This window comes from Streptomyces sp. WM4235 (genome assembly GCF_001279725.1).
Lineage (GTDB): Bacteria > Actinomycetota > Actinomycetes > Streptomycetales > Streptomycetaceae > Streptomyces.
Genome location: NZ_LGDE01000473.1, coordinates 1 through 19,447, shown reverse-complemented (window position 1 = coordinate 19,447; position 19,447 = coordinate 1). Strand labels below are relative to the sequence as shown.

Annotated in this window: 13 protein-coding genes; 8 read left to right on the top strand and 5 right to left on the bottom strand. The window is 74.5% G+C overall.

Annotation, left to right across the window (positions count from 1 at the left end; genetic code table 11):
- From ADK55_RS40360 to ADK55_RS34990, 8 genes are all read left to right on the top strand, one after another.
- Positions 1-692, top strand: a 692-nt coding sequence (locus ADK55_RS40360) for a hypothetical protein (RefSeq protein WP_234350377.1), incomplete at its 5' end; no start/stop codon positions are given.
- 139 nt (positions 693-831) lie between these two features.
- Positions 832-1,254, top strand: a complete 423-nt coding sequence (locus ADK55_RS35020) for a phage tail protein (RefSeq protein ID WP_053684973.1) — start codon at positions 832-834, stop codon at positions 1,252-1,254.
- Positions 1,255-1,284: 30 nt separating this feature from the next.
- On the top strand, positions 1,285-2,007 hold the full coding sequence (locus ADK55_RS35015; RefSeq protein WP_053684971.1) for a LysM peptidoglycan-binding domain-containing protein: 723 nt from the start codon (positions 1,285-1,287) through the stop codon (positions 2,005-2,007).
- Positions 2,007-3,923 carry a VgrG-related protein gene (locus ADK55_RS35010; RefSeq protein ID WP_053684969.1) on the top strand — a complete coding sequence of 639 codons (1,917 nt, stop codon included), beginning with the start codon at positions 2,007-2,009 and terminating at the stop codon, positions 3,921-3,923. Before ADK55_RS35015 ends, ADK55_RS35010 begins: the two co-directional genes overlap by 1 nt.
- Positions 3,924-3,984: 61 nt before the next feature.
- Positions 3,985-4,416 (top strand): GPW/gp25 family protein, encoded by a 432-nt coding sequence (locus ADK55_RS35005; protein WP_053684967.1) that lies wholly within the window; start codon positions 3,985-3,987, stop codon positions 4,414-4,416.
- Positions 4,416-6,374 (top strand): putative baseplate assembly protein, encoded by a 1,959-nt coding sequence (locus ADK55_RS35000; RefSeq protein WP_053684965.1) that lies wholly within the window; start codon positions 4,416-4,418, stop codon positions 6,372-6,374. The genes ADK55_RS35005 and ADK55_RS35000 overlap by 1 nt, the downstream gene beginning before the upstream one ends.
- A gap of 59 nt (positions 6,375-6,433) precedes the next feature.
- Positions 6,434-6,943, top strand: coding sequence for a phage tail protein (locus ADK55_RS34995; protein ID WP_053684978.1), 510 nt, complete (start codon positions 6,434-6,436; stop codon positions 6,941-6,943).
- Positions 6,940-8,592, top strand: a complete 1,653-nt coding sequence (locus ADK55_RS34990; RefSeq protein WP_053684963.1) for an NADase-type glycan-binding domain-containing protein — start codon at positions 6,940-6,942, stop codon at positions 8,590-8,592. The genes ADK55_RS34995 and ADK55_RS34990 overlap by 4 nt, the downstream gene beginning before the upstream one ends.
- A gap of 193 nt (positions 8,593-8,785) precedes the next feature.
- On the opposite strand, the gene ADK55_RS38975 is transcribed toward ADK55_RS34990, so the two are convergent.
- The 5 genes from ADK55_RS38975 to ADK55_RS34970 all read right to left on the bottom strand — a co-directional run bounded on the left by ADK55_RS38975 (position 8,786) and on the right by ADK55_RS34970 (position 19,282).
- Complete coding sequence (locus ADK55_RS38975; protein WP_159041645.1) at positions 8,786-9,055, bottom strand: hypothetical protein; 270 nt, start codon at positions 9,053-9,055, stop codon at positions 8,786-8,788.
- 200 nt (positions 9,056-9,255) lie between these two features.
- Complete coding sequence (locus ADK55_RS34985; protein ID WP_053684961.1) at positions 9,256-12,291, bottom strand: condensation domain-containing protein; 3,036 nt, start codon at positions 12,289-12,291, stop codon at positions 9,256-9,258.
- The gene (locus tag ADK55_RS34980; RefSeq protein ID WP_078999787.1) at positions 12,281-14,200 is read right to left on the bottom strand and encodes a non-ribosomal peptide synthetase; all 1,920 of its coding nucleotides are present in this window, start codon (positions 14,198-14,200) and stop codon (positions 12,281-12,283) included. The genes ADK55_RS34985 and ADK55_RS34980 overlap by 11 nt, the downstream gene beginning before the upstream one ends.
- A gap of 1 nt (position 14,201) precedes the next feature.
- Entirely contained in the window at positions 14,202-16,112 is a 1,911-nt protein-coding gene (locus ADK55_RS34975; RefSeq protein ID WP_053684959.1) for a non-ribosomal peptide synthetase, read from the bottom strand.
- Positions 16,112-19,282: a non-ribosomal peptide synthetase gene (locus tag ADK55_RS34970; protein WP_053684957.1), complete on the bottom strand. Its 3,171-nt coding sequence runs from the start codon at positions 19,280-19,282 to the stop codon at positions 16,112-16,114. Before ADK55_RS34970 ends, ADK55_RS34975 begins: the two co-directional genes overlap by 1 nt.
- Between the last annotated feature and the right edge of the window lie 165 nt (positions 19,283-19,447).

Below are 19,447 nucleotides of genomic sequence, written 5' to 3'. Positions count from 1 at the left end.
CCCCGGCCCCCCCGGCCCTCCCCTCCCCCGCGGTCCCGTCGGCCGTGCGGCCCGCTCCGGCCGTTCCCCGTACCGCCGACGCGCTCCCCGTCCAACGGGCCCTCCCCGTGCGGGGCGTTCCCCTGCGCCGGCCCTCCGTGTCCGGCACGGGACCCGCGGCGCGCGGTCCGCTCCCCGTGGCGCCGCTGACTCCGCCGCCCCCGGCCGCGCCCCTGGCGTTGGGCGCGGCTCGGGCGGCCGGGGCGCCGTCCGGGCCCACGGTCCAGCGCTTTCCCTCTCTCGGCTTCGGCTCAAGCTCCAGTTCCGGATCGGGTTCCGGTTCCGGTTCCGGCAGGTCCATCGGTGCGCTCGCGTCCGCCGCGGCGGCCACCGTGGCGTCGACTCTGGGGCATCTCCGGCCGCCGTCGCAGCAAGGGCCACGGGCCGATCCGCCGCCGCCGTACGAGCCGCCCGGGGCGCACGGCGGGCCCCCGCCCGGTGGTCTTCCGCCCTACGGGGTGGCGTCGTCCCAGGGCGGCCCGCCGCCCGGGTACACGGCGGTGCCCGCCGGCTCGTTCGATCCGCGCGAGTTGACCGAGTTCCAGTTGGACGAGTTGGTGCATCGGATCATCGACCGGGTCACCCGCCTCGTCCGCACGGAACTGCGGATGGACCGCGAACGGATCGGCAGGCTCCGCGATCCGCGCGCCTGACGGGCCCGCGGTTCCCCGAACCGCGCTCCGCGCACCCGGCCGACGGATCCGCCGACGGACCCGCCCGGTTCCGCGCCGGCCGCCGGTGGCCGGTCCACCGCCCGCCACCACCGCAGAACGACAGAAAGGCCCACCTCGGATGCCCCGCCAGGACCCCGGGTCCACCATCTGGTTCACCCTCACCATCGACGGCGAGAGCCTCGGGTACTTCAACGGGTGCCAAGGCCTGTCGTCCCAGGTGGAGATCGAGCACCGCCAGGAGGGCGGCAACAACGGCTTCGTGTGGCACCTGCCCACCCGGGTCACGTTCTCCACCATCCGACTGACCCGGCCTCTCACGCCGGACACCGCGAAGGTCGCCAAGTGGATCTCGTCGGTCCAGACGGGCATCAAGCGGCCCACCGCCCAGATCGCGGCGCTGCGGGCCGACGGCTCGCTGGTGGCCCGCTGGGGGCTCATCGACGTCCTGCCGGTGAGTTGGCAGGGCCCCACCCTCGACCCCGCGAGCCCCGCCGTGGCCACGGAGGTCCTGGAGATCGCCCACCACGGGTTCACGGACTGACGGCGCGGCAGAGCGGAAAGGAGTACACCCATGGCCAGGAGCAGCAAGGGCGCCGGCAAGAGCCTGGTGCGCGCGACGCTGGCGATCCACGAGCCTCCGGTCGGGACGAGCACGACGCCCGGGGCGCTGATGAGGAGGTTCGGCTTCGAGTTCAATCCGGCGCAGTTGTCGCTGAGTCAGCGCGCGCAGTGGAAGGCGACGCCGACGATGGCCGTGCGCGACGGTTCCAAGCCGGAGTTCATGGGCGCCGAGCCGCGCGAGATGACGCTGGAGATCTTCCTGGACTCCTCCACCGCGCCGACGCGCAACACGGTGCTGAAGAAGGTCGAGTCGCTGTTGGGCTGTTGCGAGGTGACGGCGAAGAGCATCGCCGCCGACCAGCCGTCGCCACCGTGGGTGGTGTTCGAGTGGGGGTCGTTCTCCACGGCCCGGTTCGTGGCGTACGTGAGCTCCGTCGAGGCGTCGTACAGCCTCTTCGGCACCACGGGCGTGCCCATCCGGGCCACCTGTCAGGTGCACCTGGTGGAGATCCCGGGGAAGACCAAGAACCAGAACCCGACGTCCGGCGCGCTCACCGCGCAGCGCGTGCACCGGGTCGTGGCCGGCGACTCGTTGCAGTCGTTGGCGTGGCGGGAGTACGGCACGGCCACCGTGTGGCGGGCGATTGCCGAGATCAACGGCATCGACGACCCGTCCCGGTTGCGGACGGGCACCGAGCTGGTGCTTCCCGCGCCCGAGGAGGTGTCGCGCTGATGGTGCAGCCCGCGTTCTCCAGCATCATGCAGGTGCGGATCGGCTCCGCGAAGCTTCCCGACGACATCGCCCCGCTGCTCGTGGAGGGGTGGGTCGACCAGGGCGTCGGCGTGCCCGCCGCGTTCCGGTTGACGTTCCGTGACCCGTACCGCCTGGTCCTCGGCAAGCTAGGCGTCACCTTCGGCACGAGGGTGGTCCTCACGCCGATCGCCGACGGCCAGGGCGGTGGCAAGCCCCTCCTGACGGGTGAGGTCACCGCGTTGGAGGCGGACTACGACGGCACCGGAAGCTTCACCGTGATCCGCGGCTATGACCTCGGGCACCGGATGATGCGCCAGCGTCGTGTCGTCGCCTACCGCAATCAGAAGGCCTCCGACATCGCCCGCAAGCTCGCCGCCCTGGACGGTGTGCCGATCGGCCGGATCCAGCCGACGAAGGGCATGTACGGCTTCATCTCCCAGTCCAACGTCACCGACTGGGACTTCCTGTCCCGGCTCGCCGACGAGAACAACATGGTGATGTCCCTGGACGCCAAGGGGAAGTTCCGGTTCGTCACGCCGACCCCGTCGGCGGGCGGGCCGTCCCCGCAGACCGACGGTGACAACAGCCCCTTCGTGCTCCAGGCCGGTCACGACATCCTCCGGTTGCGGGCGGCGGTCACCGCCGCCGACCAGGTCGGCACGATCGAGTCGCGCGGCTGGAACGTCACCACCAAGAAGAAGATCGTCGAGACGGCGTCGGTCACCACCGATCCGGGCATCTCGATCGGCCTCACTCCGGGCCAGGCGGCGGGGAAGTTCGCGTCGGCGCGGCTCGTCGAGACCGCCACGCCGTACGACCGGCAGGACGAGGTGCAGAACGCCGCCAAGGCCCTCGCCGCCGACGTCACCTCGTCGTTCGCGGAGCTGGAGGTCGCCGTGTACGGCAATCCCCAGTTGCGGCCGGGTGTGCCCGTGGCCCTCGGTGACGTGGGCAAGCCCTTCGAGGGCAAGTACACCGTCACCTCCGCGCGGCACGTCTTCGGCGACGGCCGGCACTACGAGTCCTGGATCACGGTGAGCGGACGCCAGTGGCGCTCCCTGTACGGGCTGGCGTCGGGCGGGGGCGGCGCGGACGCCGCGAGCGCGGCCCGGCTGCCCGGTGTCGCGAACGCCATCGTCACCGATGTGCAGGACCCGCTGAAGCAGGGGCGGGTGAAACTCCAGTTCCCGTGGCTGGACAACACGTACGTGAGCGACTGGGCCCGCAGCGTGCAGTCGGGAGGTGTGGGCGGCGGCGGCATCTTCCCCATGGACGTCGGCGACGAGGTGCTGGTCGGCTTCGACCGGGGTGCGCTGGACCACCCGTTCGTGATCGGCGGTCTCTACAACGGCCGCGACCTGCCGTCGAAGGTCGACGACGTGCCCCTGCACGACGGCCTGAAGCGCAAGGCCGCCCGGCACACCCTGTCCGACCGGCAGGCCAATCGCATCGACCTGCTCAGCCAGCGGACCGGCCGGCGCAGGCAGGGCGTCCGCATCGCCAGCGGTGACGACCGGTTGACCATCAACCTCGACCGCACCAAGACGGAGATCACCGTCGACAGCCAGGGGTCGGTGACCATCAAGGGCGGCCGCTCGGTGTCCGTCGAGGCCGGGACCGACCTGACGCTCAGTGCCCGGCGCCGGCTCTCCATCAAGAGCGGCGGCATCCTCGACATCCAGGGCCGCGGCATCGTCAACCTCAGGTCGCTCGCGGGCGCCGTGACCATCGACGCGATGGGCGCGCTCAACCTGAAGTCCCTGGGCGCCGCCATGATCTCCTCCGGCGGCACGGTCCAGGTCAACTCCATCGCCAACGTCGGCATCCGCGCCGTCCGGCTCGACCTCCAGGGCCTCGTCTTCGTCAACACCGTGAAGTACCCCCTCCCCGCATGACCGGACGACCGTACCGGCGCGCCCGTGCCGTCGGCAGAAGGAAGAGGCAGGTGGCCCCCTGATGGCCGAACAGTTCATCGGCTCCGGCTGGGCGTTCCCCATGCGCATCGGACCCACCGGGGGCATCGCGCTGGTCAGTGGCGAGCGCGAGGTCGAGGAGGCCATCCGGCTCGTCCTGGCCACCGCCCCGGGCGAGCGGCCGATGCGCCCGGAGTTCGGCTGCGCCATCCACGACCTCGTCTTCGCCCCGGTCAACGAGCAGACCGCGGGGCGCATCCAGCACGAGGTGTACGTGAGCCTGGACCGCTGGGAACCCAGGATCGAGGTCCATGACGTGGAGGTGTCCGCCGGGGGTGACCAGAGCGTCCTGTTCATCGACGTCCGGTACTCCGTGCGCGGGACCAACAATCCGCGCAGCCTCGTCTTCCCCTTCTACGTCATCCCCTCCCACGACGAGCCGGGCGCGCCGGGCTCCTTGGAAAGCGACCTCTGATGTCCCTGCCCTCCCCCAACCTCGACGACCGGCGCTTCCAGCAGTTCGTCGACGACGCCAAGCGCTACATCCAGCAGCGCGCCCCGGAGTGGACCGACCACAACGTCTCCGACCCCGGCGTCACGCTCGTCGAGACGGTCGCGCACATGGCGGACCAGATCGTGTACCGACTCAACCGCGTCCCGGAGAAGAACCACCTCGCCTTCCTCGACCTGGTGGGCATCACGCTGTTCCCGCCCTCCGCGGCGCGCACCGACGTCACGTTCTGGCTGTCCGCGCCCCAGGAGGAAGTGATCCTGGTCCAGGCCGGTGCCGAGGTCGCCACGCTGCGCACCGAGCGGGAGGACGCCGTCGTCTTCGCCACCGAGCGCGACCTGGCCGTCGTCCCGTGCTCGCTGTCGCACCTGGTGGTGCAGCACCAGGGACAACCCGTCGTGGATCGCACCACGGACCTCGTCGAGGGCAAGGACGTGCTGTGCTTCGCCGAGGCCCCGCAGCCCGGCGACTGCATGCTGATCGGCCTGAGCGCGGCGGTTCCGCACTGCGCGCTCGCGCTGGAACTCGACAGCCGTGTCGACGGCGTCGGTGTCGATCCCCGTCAGCCGCCGCTGGTGTGGGAGGCATGGACCGAGGACGGCTGGCAGGACTGCGAGGTGGACCGGGACGGCACCGGTGGTCTCAACCGGCCCGGCGACGTCGTCCTGCACCTGCCCGCCGGTCATGTGCTCTCCCGCAACGGCGGGCACGAGGCGGGCTGGGTCCGCTGCCGCGTCACCGATCCGCTGCCGGGGCAGCCCTTCTACACCACCTCGCCGAGCATCCGCTCCGTCGAGGCCTACACCATCGGCGGCACCACCCGCGCCGTGCACGCCGAGACCGTCCACGACGAGGCCCTCGGCGAGGCCACCGGGCTGCCCGGGCAGCGGCTGCGGCTCACCCACGCCCCGGTCGTCGCCGACGATCCGCCGCTGCTCCTGCAGACCGCCGACGACGACGGCTGGCAGGACTGGCAGGTGGTCCCGCACTTCGCGGCCTCCCGGCCCGACGACCACCACGTCACCCTGGAGGCCGCGACCGGCGAGATCGCCTTCGGTCCGGCCGTCCGCGAACCGGACGGGTCGCTGCGCCAGTACGGGGCCGTCGCCCCCAAGGGCGCCGTCGTGCGCGCGCATCGCTACCGCACCGGCGGCGGGCGCGGCGGCAACGTGGCGCGCGGCGCCGTCCAGGTGCTGCGTACGTCCATCCCGTACGTCGCCGAGGTCGTCAACCGGGAGGCGGCGCGCGGCGGCGTCGACGGCGAGACCGTCGAGGAGGCCAAGCTGCGGGCGCCGATCACGCTCCGCGCCCAGGACCGTGCCGTCACCCTGCGGGACTACGAGGAGTTGGCGCGCCGCGCCGCGCCCGAGACCGCGCGCATCACCTGTCTGGAGGGCGAGGAGGGTACGCACGGCGCCTACGCGGTGCGCGTCCTCGTCGTCCCGCAAGCGGTGCCCGATCCGGGCGGGCGGCTGCGGTTCGAGCAACTGGTGCCCGGTGACGCCCTGTTGAGTCGGATCACGCGTCACCTGGACGAGCGCCGCCTCATCGGCACCCGGCTGGCCGTCGGCCCGCCGTACTACCAGGGCGTGACCGTCGTCGCCACCGTGCACGCCTTCCGCGGCGTCGACACCGACCGGGTGCGCCGGCAGGCGCACGACGCGCTCTACCGCCATCTCGATCCGCTGACCGGCGGCGCGGACGGCCAGGGTTGGCCGTTCGGCCGACCCGTGCAGACCGGTGAGGTGTTCGCGGTCCTCCAGCGGGTCCCCGGGGTGGAACTCGTCGACGAGGTCGTCCTGCACCCCGCCGATCCCCTCACCGGCAAGCGCGGCAACCCGACCGACCGCATCGACCTGGAGCGGCCCTCGCTGGTCTTCTCCTTCGACCACCGCGTCCGGGTGATCGGGGACGGCGGGTGACGGCCGCTTCCTACCGGGGCTCCGTCGACGGCCTCGGTTCCTCGATCCCGCTGGGCACGATGCTGCCCGCCGTCTTCGCCGACGACGATCTGGCCCAGCGGTTCGTCGGCGGACTCGACGACGTCCTCGCTCCCGTCCTGAACGTCCTGGACTGCCTGGACACCTACTTCGACCCGGCGTTGACCCCGGTCGACTTCGCCTTGTGGCTCGGCACCTGGGTGGGCGCCGAGACCGACGGCGGCGAGCCCGAGCCCCGGTTGCGGGCCGCCGTCGCGGCGGCCGTCGCGCTGCATCGGATCCGCGGCACCCGCCGCGGCCTCGCGGAGGCGGTGCGGCTGGCGTTCGGCGTGGTACCCGAGATCACCGAGAGCGGCGGCGCCGACTGGAACGCCCGCCCCCTCGGCCCGTTCCCCGGTGACCCGCGCCCGCGTCTGCACGTCGCCCTCCGGCTGCCCGACCCGACTCCGGCCGACTTCCACCGCCTGGACTCCCTCGTCGCCGCCGCCCGCCCCGCCCACATGCCCTACGCGGTCGAGGTGACCGCCACCGAAAGGACCCCGGAGAAATGACCACGCAGAACTGCGCCGAGTGCGGAACGCGCGCAGAACCGGGCCAGTCGTTCTGCGACGCGTGCGGCGCCGTGCTGAGTTGGGACCAGGGCTCCCGCGCCGCACGGCCCGCCGGCCCGTCGTCACACCCGCGCGGACCCGCCGCGGACGCGGCGCGGACCCCGCACGAGGCCTCCCGGACGGCGGGCGGCTCGGACAGCGGTACGCCCGAGCACGCCGGCACGCCCGACCACGCCCGTACAGCCACCGGCACCATGGACGCCGCCCGTGCGGAGCGGGCGGCGCGTGCCGCCGGCCGGGGCACCGGGCCCGCCACGGCGTCCGCCGGCGGTTCGCGGGGGCCCGCGTCGGCACCGGCGGAGCCCGACACCCGTGTGACCGCCGGGAGCCCGGACGTCACCCGGACGCCGGAAAACGCCGGCGGTACGGGGCAGTCCGGGGCCACGGCAGCACCTGGCACCGCGGCGGCGTCCGCGGCTACGGAGGCGCCCGGCGACCCGGACCGCCCCGACCCGGACAGCCCCGGCGCGCCCGGACACGCCGAACCGGTGCGGCGTGCCGGGGAGTCGGACCGGTCCGGGCCGCCGGCGCGAACGGGCGGGTCCGGGGGCGCGGAGCCGTCCGGTCCGGCCACCGGCGGCGGCGGGCGTCCCATGGGGCCGGGGCCGACCCACCCGGACCGCCCCGGCACTCCGTCGGCGGAGGACACGGCGGCCACCGCCCCGACGCCGCACGCGCTGAGCGACACCATGTCCGACCGGGCACGCTCCCTCCTGGTGCCCGTGGCGGACCCGGAGGCGCCGCACGACGCTCCGGCGGCTGTCGCGCCCGTCCTGCCCGGCCGGCCGGACGCCGAACGGCCGGCCGTACGCGCCCCGGGAGCGCAGCCCGGCATCGTGGGCGGGCCGCCGTGCCGGTGGTGCTCGACGCCCAACCGTCCCGACCGCCACTACTGCGTGCGCTGCGCGATGCCGCTGGCCGAGACCGCCGATGCCACAGCGACGGGACGGGCCCCCTGGTGGCGGCGGCTCTTCGCCGGGCGGCGCCGCGAGACGCCGTGGGCGGGCGACCGTCCCCGGCTGCGCCGGGTGTTCGACCGCATCGGCACCTGGATCACCCTCGCCGTCGTCGTCACTCTGGCGATCCTCGGCCTCGTGTACCTGCCCGACGGCGTCCAGGCCACCCGGGACCACTTCGCCAAGCGCGCGCCCGTGGCCCCCGACCGGGTCACGGCCTCCCGCTCGTACCCCGAGCACAAGCCGGAGCTCGCCTTCGACAAGCGCAGCAACACCTGGTGGGGCCCCGGCGTCTCGCAGTCCGGCCAGGGCGAGTGGATCGAGGCCGGCTTCAGCGAGCCGACCCGACTACTGGATGTGATCATCACCCCGGGCGTCTCCGCGAAGGCCGACAAGATCGGCGAGTCCGCCCTGCCGCACCGCGTCACGGCGACGATCACCGGGAAGGACGGCAAGGTCACCACGCGCCGGCTGACCCTGGATCAAGGGGCGGGCGGCCAGCGGCGTGCGTTCCGCGTCGGCGAGGTCACGAAGGTCCGCTTCACCATCGAGACCGCGCACGCGGTCTCCGCCGACAAGCAGGTCGCCATCACGGAGATCGAGTTCTTCGGCCCGTCGAGCGCCAACCGCTGACGAGTCCGGGGGGGGGCACCCCCTCCGACACGGCACCCGCGCCCGTCCGACACGGCACCCTCGCCGTGCCGGACGGGGCGCTCCCACGACCGCGTCCGATCCGCCGATTCACGGCCCCGGGCGTGGACGGCGTCGCGGACCGGCAGGACCGTCGATCACGAGGGTTCGTCGAGTGGCCCTTCGACGGCCGCCGTTACCCGGTACCGGCCGCCACGTCCCGGGTGATCGCACCGGAACGGCCGGCCAGAAGGCCGTCCACCAGGGCTCGGAGCCCGTCCAGGTAGGTGTCCTCGGCGGTCAGCGACGCCCAGCGGTCCGCGACCCGTGCCAGGCGCGGCAGCTCGCCCGGGTCGTTCACCGCCGCGACCACCGGTGTCGCCTCCCGTGAGGCCGGGATGGCCTCCGGCCTCGTGAACGGCTCCCGCCAACTCGGCGGCTGTATCGGGCCGGCAGCCTTGGCCACCCTCGCCGCACACCGCACCGGCACGGCCGCCGACCCCGCCGCGCTCAACGCCGGCTACGCCCTGGGCCCGGCCGTCGCCGCCGCCCTCTTCGTACTCGCGGCGATCACGGCGATCGTCGTGTTGCCCCGCCACCAGGCCCCGGAGTCGATCGGGGCCGGGCCCGGAGCCCGGTGCGGGGCTCCGGGCGCGGCTCGGCGGGTCAGCCGGTGGTGGCAGCCATCCCGCGGATCATCTCGGCCAGCACGGTTCGCCGGTCCTCTCCCTGCCGGGCCCGCAGGGGGCGGGCCAGGCGGGCGCCGGCGTAGTGCCAGCGGTGATCGAGGTCCCGGGGGACGTCGTCGGTGTCGCGGAGGTCCGCGCGGGTGTCGAGCAGTTCCGTGAGGTCGAGGGCCAGGTCACGCCAGGACACATGGCCGCTGGACGCGTTGGCGACCCCGTGCACGGGACGGTCCAGGCTCTCGGCCACCGCGCGGGCCAGGGCCGCCGCGTGCACCCAGGCCACTCCGTACCAGGGGTGTCCGCCGGTACCGGGCCGCGGCAGTTCGATCGGCCGGCCCTCGCGGGCGGACTGGTAGAGCGTGCCGATGGCGCCCCAGCGCAACTGTTCGCGCAGCCGGTCGTGCGCTCCCCACACGATCGGTGACCGTACGGCGCTCGCGCCCCCGCGTCCCTCGGTTCCCGCGGCGCGCAGCAGCAGGGCCTCGCAGTCGAGTTTGGCCCTGCCGTACGGGCTGACGGGCTCGTGGGGCGGCGCCTCCTCGGCGACCCGGTCCGTGTCGGGGTGCCCGTAGGCGTCGACGCTGCTGACGAAGACGAACGGTCCGCGCCGCCAGGCGTCGACCATCGTCTCCATCGCCGCCAGGTCCACGTCGTGGCGGGTGAAGGTGCAGGCGGAGTGGACGATCGCGTCGGCGTGCGCGACGGCGTCCCGCAGGCCGGCCAGGTCGGTGAGGTCGCCCTCGATGACGTCGACGCCCTCGCCGGCGATCAGGTGGGCGGACTCGGGTCGGGCGAGCGCCAGCACGGGGCGGCCCTGTGCGGCCAGTTCGCGTACGACGAACGCGCCGACGCCGCCCGTCGCGCCGGTGACCAGGACCGTGCCCGGGCGGATGTCCCGGGAGCGGGGGGCCGGCCTGCTCGCGGCCTTCGCGGCGCTCTGCCGTGCCGCCCGTTCGTCGAGGAGCGCGGTCAACGCCCGGGGCGTGCGGGCCTGGAGGACGTCGAGGCCCGTGAGGGGCAGGCCGAGGTCCGTGCGGAGCCGTTCGGCGAGCTGTACGGCTTTCAGGGAGTGGCCACCGAGGACGAAGAAGTCGTCGTCGGGCGCGGCGAGGACACCGAGCACGGCGGTGAAGGTCTCCGTGACCGCTTCGGCCCGGGGGCCGGACGGGGCGCTCGGCGTGGACGACCCGGGCAGCCGGCCCTGGTCGAGGGGCCCGGCGGCCTCGCGCGGAAGCGCGTCGAGCAGGGTGACCGTGGCGGGCACGGACTCGGCGGCGAGCGACCGGCGCAGCAGGCCCAGCAGTTCGTGACCGGACGGGCCGACGCTGTCGTGCAGGACGGCGTAGGCCACGGGCGGCCCCTGGGCGGGCCGGACCACCGTGGCGTCGGCGACCTGCGGGTGGGCACGCAAGGTCCGGGCGGCCGGATGACCGTCGCCGTCCGGGGCCTCGCCGTCTGCTTCCCCGCCGTCCGGGCCGTCATCGAGGTCCGGTTCGACGGCGAGGTCCGGTTCGACGACGGGGTTCGGGCCGGCGTCGGGGTTCGGGCCGGGCAGGGGTAGTTGGCCCAGGGCGAGTTCCGGGTCGGCCGCCACCGCGTGGAGCAGGGCCGCGTAGTCCCGTACGGCCGCCTCCGCCACGGTGTCGTCCAGCGTGTTCCCGTCGTACTGGACGAGCGCCACCGGCCGTGCGTCGTCGCCCAGCCCCAGGCCGTAGGACAGGGTGAACTTCGCGCCGTCGGTGGGTACGTCGACGTACTCGGCCGACGTGCCCGGCAGGCGCAGGACCGTCGGCTCGCCGAGGACGTCGGAGGTGACGCGGACCAGCGCGGTGCCGTCGGCGCCGCGTGCCCCGGCGCCGAGGCGTTCGAGGACCAGGTCGAAGGGGATGTGCCGGTGGCTCTGGGCTTCGAGGAGCGCTTCGTGTACCCGGCGCTGCAGTTGGACGAAGGTCGGATCGCCGGAGACGTCGACGCGTACGGGCAGGGTGTTGACGCACAGACCGACCAGGCCGCGCATGGCGGTTCCGCTGCGGTGGGTGCCCGCCACTCCGATGACCAGGTCGTCGTCGCCGGTGAGACGGTGCAGTGCGGCGAACGCCGCGGTGAGCGACACCGCGAAGAGGGTGGCGTTGCGCTCCGCGCCCAGCGCGCGCAGGGCGTCCGGGACGGCCGCGGCGAGGGGGACGGTGCGCACGGCCGCGGGCCGGACCGCGGTGTGTCGCGCGACCGCGGCCGGTCGGGGCAGGCGCGGTGGGGCGGCGTCGGCCAGCAGATCGCTCCAGCGGCCCAGTTCGGCCTCGAAGCCGGGTAGGGCGTCGTGTTCGCGGCGTGCGTGGTCGGCGTACTGGGGCGGTGCGGCAAGGGTGCGCGGGATCGTCCCGTCGGTGGCCGCCGTGTAGAGGACGGCGAGTTCGCCGGCCACCGTCTCCAGTGAGCCGCCGTCCACCGCGATGTGGTGGAACGTCACCAGCAGGGTGTGGTCCCGCGGGCCGTGGCGCAGGACGAGGGCCCGTACGGCCTCGCCGGCCGCGAGGTCGAACGGCCGGGCCGACTCGCGCCGCAGCAGCCCGGGGGCGTGCGTGGCGTCGGTGTCGACGACGGGTACGGGGACCGTCCGCGGCGCGGGCAGCACCTCCTGGCAGGGCTCGCCCGCGCGCTCCGTGTAGCGGGTGCGGAGGATGCCGTGCCGGGCCACCAGCGAGGTGAGGGCCTCGGTGAACGCGGCCACGTCGAACGGGCCGCGCAGCCGGGTGGCGAACGGTACGTGGTACGAGTCGCCCGCGCCGCCGAGCCGCTCCATCAGCCACATGCGGCGCTGGGCGCGGGAGAGGGGGACGCTTCCGTCCTGCGGGGCGGTACCGGAGGCGTGGCCGGTGTCCCGCGGTACGGGGTCGGTCGCGCCGACGGTGGGGTCGGTCGTCACGCGTCGGGCGGTTCCGGCGCGGGCCCGGCGCAGCAGTTCCCGCTGGAGGTGCTGTTGGCGCTCGCGGGCCGCGGAGTCGGCGTCAGTGGACATCGCTGTGCTCCGGGGTCTCGGGGTGCAGGTCGCCGTGGGCGGCCAGGAGGGCGCGTTCGACCAGTGCGGCCTGCGCGGCGACCGTCGGGGCGGCGAAGAAGTCGGCGAGGGAGAGTTCCACGCCGAGTTCCTCGCGCAGGTCGTCGGTGACGGCGAGGGCGAGCAGGGAGTGGCCGCCGAGGGCGAGGAACTCGGCGTCGGCGCGGGTGACCTCGCTGCCCAGTTCCCGGCTCCACACGTCGGCGACGGCCTGTTCCAACGGGGTCATCGGCTGCGCGGACGCCTCGGCGGGCCCGCTCTCGGCCGCGTGCGCCCGGGCGGTGAGCGCGCGTCGGTCGACCTTGCCGGCCGGGGTGAGGGGAAGCCGTTCCAGGACGGTGACCGCGTCGGGCACCAGGTGGGCGGGCAGGACCGCGGTGAGCCGCTCGCGCAGCGTTCCGCCGGACGGCACGGGGCCGGGCGCGGCGACGACGAACGCGACGAGGGACGCCTCGGGGGTGCCGGCGCCGTCGACGGTGACCGCGGCGTCGTCCACGTCCGGCTGCTCGCGGAGGGCGTGTTCGACCTCGGCGGGTTCGATGCGGAAGCCGCGGACCTTCACCTGGTCGTCGTTGCGGCCGTGGAAGAGGAGGATGCCGTCGGTCCGGAGGGAGACGATGTCGCCCGTGCGGTAGAGCCGGCCGGCGGCGGGGTGCTCGACGAACCGTTCGGCGGTGAGTTCGGGCAGGCCCGTGTACCCGTGGGCGAGCCTGCTGCCGCCGATCCACAGTTCGCCCCGGTCGCCGTCGGCCACCGGCCGGCCGTCGGCGTCCAGGACGTGCGCCGTGGCCCCGGCGATGGGCGCGCCGATCGGTATCGGCGCCTCGAAGTCCTGCTCGGTGACCCGGTGGGCGGTGGCGAAGGTGGTCGTCTCGGTCGGCCCGTAGCCGTTCACGAGTTCCAGCCAGGGGAAGGCGGTGAGCACCTCACGGGCCTGTGTGGCGGCCATCGCCTCGCCGCCCACGACGACCGAGCGGAGCTGGGCGAAGACGCGGGAGCGGCGTGCGGCGAGCTGGTGGAAGAGGGCCGTGGTGAAGAACGCCACCGTCACGCCGTGCCGCTCGACGTGCCGGGCCAGGTCCTCCAGGGTGGGGCGCTGCTCGGTGCAGACGACGACCGCGGCGCCGTTGGCGAGGGCGACCCAGACCTCGAACGTCGAGGCGTCGAAGGTCATGGGCGAGTGGAACAGGACGCGGTCGCGGCCGGTGAGGGTGACGTAGTCGGGTGCGGTGACCAGCTCGGCGATGGCGGCGTGCGGCACGGCGACGCCCTTGGGGCGGCCGGTGGAGCCGGAGGTGAACATGATGAACGCCGCCCTGTCCGGCTCGGACTCGTCGAGCGGCCGGCCGCCGGCGAGCGGCTCCTCGGGCAGGGCGAGGACGGGGCCGGGGAGCCTGGCGGCCTCCAGCAGTTTCGCGTCGCCGATGGTGAGCGTCACCTCGGCGTCGGTGATCATCGCCTCGGTACGCGGCCTGGGCTGGGCGGGGTCGAGCGGTACGCAGACCGCTCCGGCGAGCCACAGCCCGAGCTGGGCCACGACCGTGCGGGAGGAGCGCGTCGTCAGCAGCGCCACCCGATCGCCGCGCGCCACCCCGTGGTCGCGCAGGCGGACGGCGAGGGCGTGGCCCGCCTGGAGGAGCCGGCCGTAGGTGAGGGTGCTGTCACCGTCCACCACGGCGAGGGCGTTCGGGGTGAGTTCGGCGTGCCGCGCGACGAGCGCCGGCAGGGTGGCCGCCCGTGCCGACGGCGGTACGGGCGTGGTGGTGCGGACGGCGGGCGGCGGTACGGGCGTGCCGTTCGCGGGGTCGGCGGGCGGCGGTACGGGCGTTCCGTTCGCCGGGTCGGCGGGCCTCAAGGTGGTGGGTGTCATGTCAGGCTCCTTCCGGGCGCGGGGTCCGGCGCTGGTCGAGGAGGGCGGCGAAGGCCCGCAGGTCGGTGCTGAGGAGCAGCTCGTGGGCGCGCGGGCGTACTCCGGTCTCGCGTTCGACGATCGCGAGCAGTCGTGCGGCGACGACGGAGGTGCCACCGGCGTCGGTGAAGTGGTCGCCGAGGCCGGTGGCGGGGCGGCCGAGGAGGTCGCGCACGGACGTCAGCACGAGCCGCTCGGTGGCGGTGGCGTCGGCGAGGTCGTCCGTGCCGGCGGTCCGGGACGGCACGGGGGCCGGGGCCTCGGCCTGGGCTGCGAGGGCGGCCCGGTCCACCTTGCCGTTGGCGTCGAGCGGGTAGCCGTCGACGATCCGTACGGCGGCGGGGACGGCCTGCTCGGGGAGCCAGGCACGGACCGCGGCGAGGAGGTCCGCGGTCGCGGGTTCGGCGCCGTCGGCGGGCCGTACGTGGGCGACGAGGCGGCTGTGGCCGGAGCCGTCGCGCAGCACGGTGACGACGGCGCTGCGCACCCGGTGGTCCTGCTCGAAGGCGGCTTCCACCTCGGCCGGTTCGATCCGCACCCCGCTGATCTTCACCTGGTCGTCGAGGCGGCCGAGGAAGTCCAGGCTGCCGTCGGCGTTCATGCGTACCCGGTCGCCGGTGCGGTAGAGGCGGCCGGCGGCGGGGTCCTCGACGAACCGCTCGGCGGTGAGTTCGGGGTCGAGGTAGCAGAGCGCCAGGCAGTGGCCGCCGACGCGCAGTTCACCGTCCTGCCCGCGGGCGACGGGCCGGCCCTCGTCGTCGGTGACGACGAGGGTGACGCCCGGCAGGGCGGTGCCGATGGGCGGCGGGGTCGGGTCGCCGGCCTCCGGGTCGGTGCCGCGCATGGCGTGGGTGGTGGTGACGACGGTGGCTTCCGCGGGGCCGTAGGCGTTGTGGACGGTGGCGGTGACGTCGGTGCCGGGGCGGCGGCGCATGCGGTCGCCGCCGACGACGAGGTGACGCAGTCTCAGGTCCTGCGGCCACGGCCGGTCCAGGAGCGGTTCGATGGTGGGGGTGGCCGCCACGGCGTGGGTGAGGCCGGTGTCGCGCCACCAGTCGGTGAGGACGTGCGAGTCCCAGCGGGTGTCGTCCGGGGCCGGGACGAGGGCGGCGCCCGAAGTGAGGCCGGCCCACAGTTCCAACAGGTGCGGGTCGAAGGCGACACCGATGAGCAGGGACTGCCGGTCGCCCGGTGCCAGACCGGTCTCGGCCCGGTACCAGTCCAGGGCGACGGAGAGCGAGGTCTCGGCCACGGCGACCGCCTTGGGGCGGCCGGTGGAACCGGAGGTGAGGACGGCGTACAGGGCGCCTTCGGGTGCGCGCCGGGTGCCGCGGCCGGAGCCGGCGAAGGCGGCCACCGCGGCGGCGGGGGCGTTGACGCCGTCGGTGGGCAGCGGCAGCGGGGCGTGCTCCCCGCTCCGGTGTTCCTCGGGCAGGACGGCGGGGTCGCCGATGAGGCAGGCGACGTCGAGGTCCTCGGTGACGGCCTGGGTGCGGCGTTCGCCGGGGCGGGGGCCGAGCGGCAGGTAGACGGCGCCGATCCGGGCGAGCGCGACGGCGGTGACCACCAGGGCGGTGGAGCGGTCGAGGCAGACGCCGACCAGGTCACCGGGCCGTACGCGGTCGCCCAGGGCGGCGACGACCCGCACGGCCGCCTCGTCGAGGTCCTGGTACGTCCAGATCCGCGTGCCGTCGATCACGGCCGGGGCCTGCGGGTCCCGGCGGGCCTGGTCCTCGAAGCGGGCGAGCACACCGGTCGGTTCGGCGGCGGGGCCGTGGGCGACGCTCGGCGCGGTACCGGTGCCGTGCGCGGTGGCGAGGCCGGTCTCGACGGGCGTGGCGGGGGCGACGGGAAGGGTCGGGGACTGGGTCATCACGACTCCGTGGAAAGGGTGGTGGTGGCGAGGGCCTCGGCCTGGTCGGCGAGCACGGGATTGCGGAAGAGCACCTTCAGCGGCGGGCGCGTGCCCAACCGGGGCTCCAGCCAGGCGGCCAGTTCGGCGGCGAGCAGGGAGTGGCCACCGCTGTGGAAGAAGTGGGAGCGGGCGTGGAAACGGCTGTGGCCGAGGACCTCGCGCCAGCCTTCCGCGAGCAACGCCGTCATCGGATCGTCGGACACGGCGGTGGCCGCGGACCCGGGTTCGGCAAGGGTTTCGGAATCGGCCTCGGCCTCGGACGTCACGGTGTCGTCGGGGTCGAGGGCCGCCGCCCGGCGGGACAGCGCCGTACGGTCGGGCTTGCCTCCGGCGAGGGTCGGCATGGTTTCCAGCCGTGCCCACCGGGCGGGTACGAGCGGGCCGGGCAGGCGCAGGCTCAGCTCGGCGTGCAGGGCCTTCTCGTCGAAGTCCGCGCCGTCGGCGCCGTCTTCGAGGAAGCCGACGAGCCTGGGGCCGCCCGTGGTCTCCCGGTCCAGTACGACGGCGCAGGACCGGCCGCCGAGCACCGCGGACGCCGCCGCCTCGATCTCCTCCAGCTCGATGCGGTGACCGCGCAGCTTGATCTGGTTGTCACGTCGCCCGAGGAAGTACAGCAGCCCGTCGAGACCGCGGTAGCCGAGGTCGCCGGTGAGGTAGACGCGCTCCCCGTCGAGTGCGTCGACGGTGACGAACCGGGCGGCCGTCACCTCGGCGTTGCCCGGGTACCCCTCGGCGAGACCGGGTCCGGCGACGGCGAGTTCACCGACGGCGCCGGACGGCAGCGGGCGGTGGTGGGCGTCCAGGACGAGGACCCGCTCGCCCGGGAGTTCGGTGCCCAGGGGGATCTCGGCACCCTCGGCGAGGGCGTCGCGGGAGACCTCGTGGACGGTCGAGCTGATGGCCGCCTCCGTGACGCCGTACACGTTGAGCACGGTGGCGTCGGTGTCGGCGAGGACGCCGCGCAAGGCCTCCGCGGGAAGGCGTTCGCCGCCGAGGACCAGGAGCCTGGGCGTCCAGCTCTCGTCGCGCAGCGCGGGACGCAGGTCCTCGCGGGTGGCGAGGAAGTAGCTGGTGGGCAGGTTGGCGACGGTGACCCGGGCGGACGCGAGCAGTTCGGCGAGCTCCGCGCCCGTGGGCACCTCGTGCTCGGGCAGGACCAGGCACGCCCCGGCGTGCAGGGTCGGCAGCACCTCCTCCAGGGCGACGTCGAAGGACGGCTGCGCGAACATCAGGACCCGGTCCGAGGTGACGAGGCCGAACCGGTCGGCTGCCGCCGTCATGTGGTGCGTCAGCGCCGCGTGGCCGACGGCGACGGGCTTCGGCGTGCCGGTGGAACCCGAGGTGTGGATGACGTACGCGGTGTGGGGAAGAACGGCGGCCTCGCGCGCGGGAGGCAGGTCCGGGGCGTCGATCCGGGCGATCGGCAGTGCTTCCGGCAGGGCCGGGGCGCCGTCGCCGGTGAGGACCAGGGCCGGGGCGAGGCGCTCCAGCAGCAGTGCGAGGCGGGCCGGCGGGTCGGAGGGGGACAGCGGGCAGTAGACGGCGCCGGTCCGCAGGCACGCGAGGAGGGCGACGACCGAGTCGGTCCCCCTGGGCAGGACCGCGGCCACCGGCCGGCCGGGCGTCACACCGGCGGCGCGGAGCCGCTGGGCGAGGGAGCCGACGCGGTCGTCGAGTTCGCCGTAGGTGAGCCGGCGCGCGCCGCACAGCAGGGCGGGCAGCGACGGGTGGTGCGCGGCCACGGGGTCCAGCGGATCACGGTCGGTCGGCACGGGCACGGGCTCGGCGGCCGGTTCCACGGCGGTCGGTGCCAGGTCGGCGAGCGGGATCCCGGGGCTGTCGAGATAGGCGCGCAGCAGGTCCAGGAAGCGGCCGGAGAGCAGCCGGGCGACGTCCTCGCCTAGGAGGTCCGCGTCGTAGTCCCAGACCAGGGTCATGCCGGGCGCGCCGTGGCGCGGGGTGACGCCGCGCCGGTCGTCGGGGAGCAGCACCACGTCGAGGTCGAAGCGGGTGGTGCCGGTGTTGAACCCCTCGAAGAGGGTGATGTCGAGACCGGGTACCTCGATCTCGGGCAGCGGTGCGTCGTGGGCGCTGAACATGACGGAGAACAGCGGGTTGTCGGCGCCGGAGGTGTGCATGCCGAGCGCCCGGGTCAGCTCCTGGACCGGCACGTCCTGGTGCGGCAGGGCCCGGATGAGGGTGTCGGTGACGTCGTACATGGTCTCCTGGGCGGAGACGGCTCCGTCCAGGGCGAGCGGCAGCGGGATGGTGTTGACGAACATGCCCACGGCGTCCTCGTAGCCGAGGGGGCGGTTGCCGACGGCGGTGCCGATGACCATCCGGGAGCGGCCGCTGTGCCGGCGCAGGAGTTCGGCGAACAGCCCCAGCAGCGTGGCGAACGGGGTGAGACCACGCGAACGGGTGTGGCCGCGCAGGCGTTCGGCGAGATCGGCGCCGATCGTCTGGCGCAGCTGGCCGCCGTTGTGCCGGCGACGGGCACCGGGGCGGGCGAGACCGGGCAGCGGCAGGTCGTGGGGCTGGTCGGCGAGTTCGGCCCGCCAGAAGTCCAGCGATTCGGGGGCGTACGCGGCTTCGGCCCGGGCCAGGACATGGTCCGCGTACGACGAGGCGGGCGGGAGTTCCAGGGTCTCGCCGAGGACGTGGGCGCGGTAGACGCGGAAGACGTCGTCGAGCAGGATCGCGAAGGAGTGCCCGTCGTGGATCAGGTGGTGCTCGACGTGGACCAGCCGGTGGTGGCGCTCGGCCAGCCGCACGAGGGTCCAGCGGATCAGCGGTGCCTCGAAGGTGTCGAGCGGCGTCTCGGCCTCGGCGCGCAGGAGTTCGGCGAACGCCGCCTCGGGGTCCTTCTCCGTACCGAGATCGATGGTGCGCAGCCTCGGCGGACACTGTGGCGCGACCCGCTGCCCCGGTACGGACCCGGTGGAGGCGACGAGTTCGAGGCGCAGACCGGGGTGGCGTGCGAGGGTGGCGGCGAGCCCCAGCCGCAGCGCCTCGGCGTCGAGCGGGCCCCACAGGTCCAGCGCGGCGGTGAAGTTGTAGGCGCGACTGCCGGGCTGCATCTGTTCGTGCAGCCAGACGATCTCCTGCGAGGAGGAGAGGGGAAGCATGGGCGATCCCTGAGGTTGTCGGGTCGGTTTCCGGTGCCGGTCACGGTTGTGTCCGGTGGTCGTGCGGGCGGCTTCGCGGGTCGCGCGGTGCCGTTTGCTGCGTGGGGGGATGCCATGAGGGGGCTCGGGGTGCGCGGTCGTGTGGGACGCGCGGTGGTGCGGGGC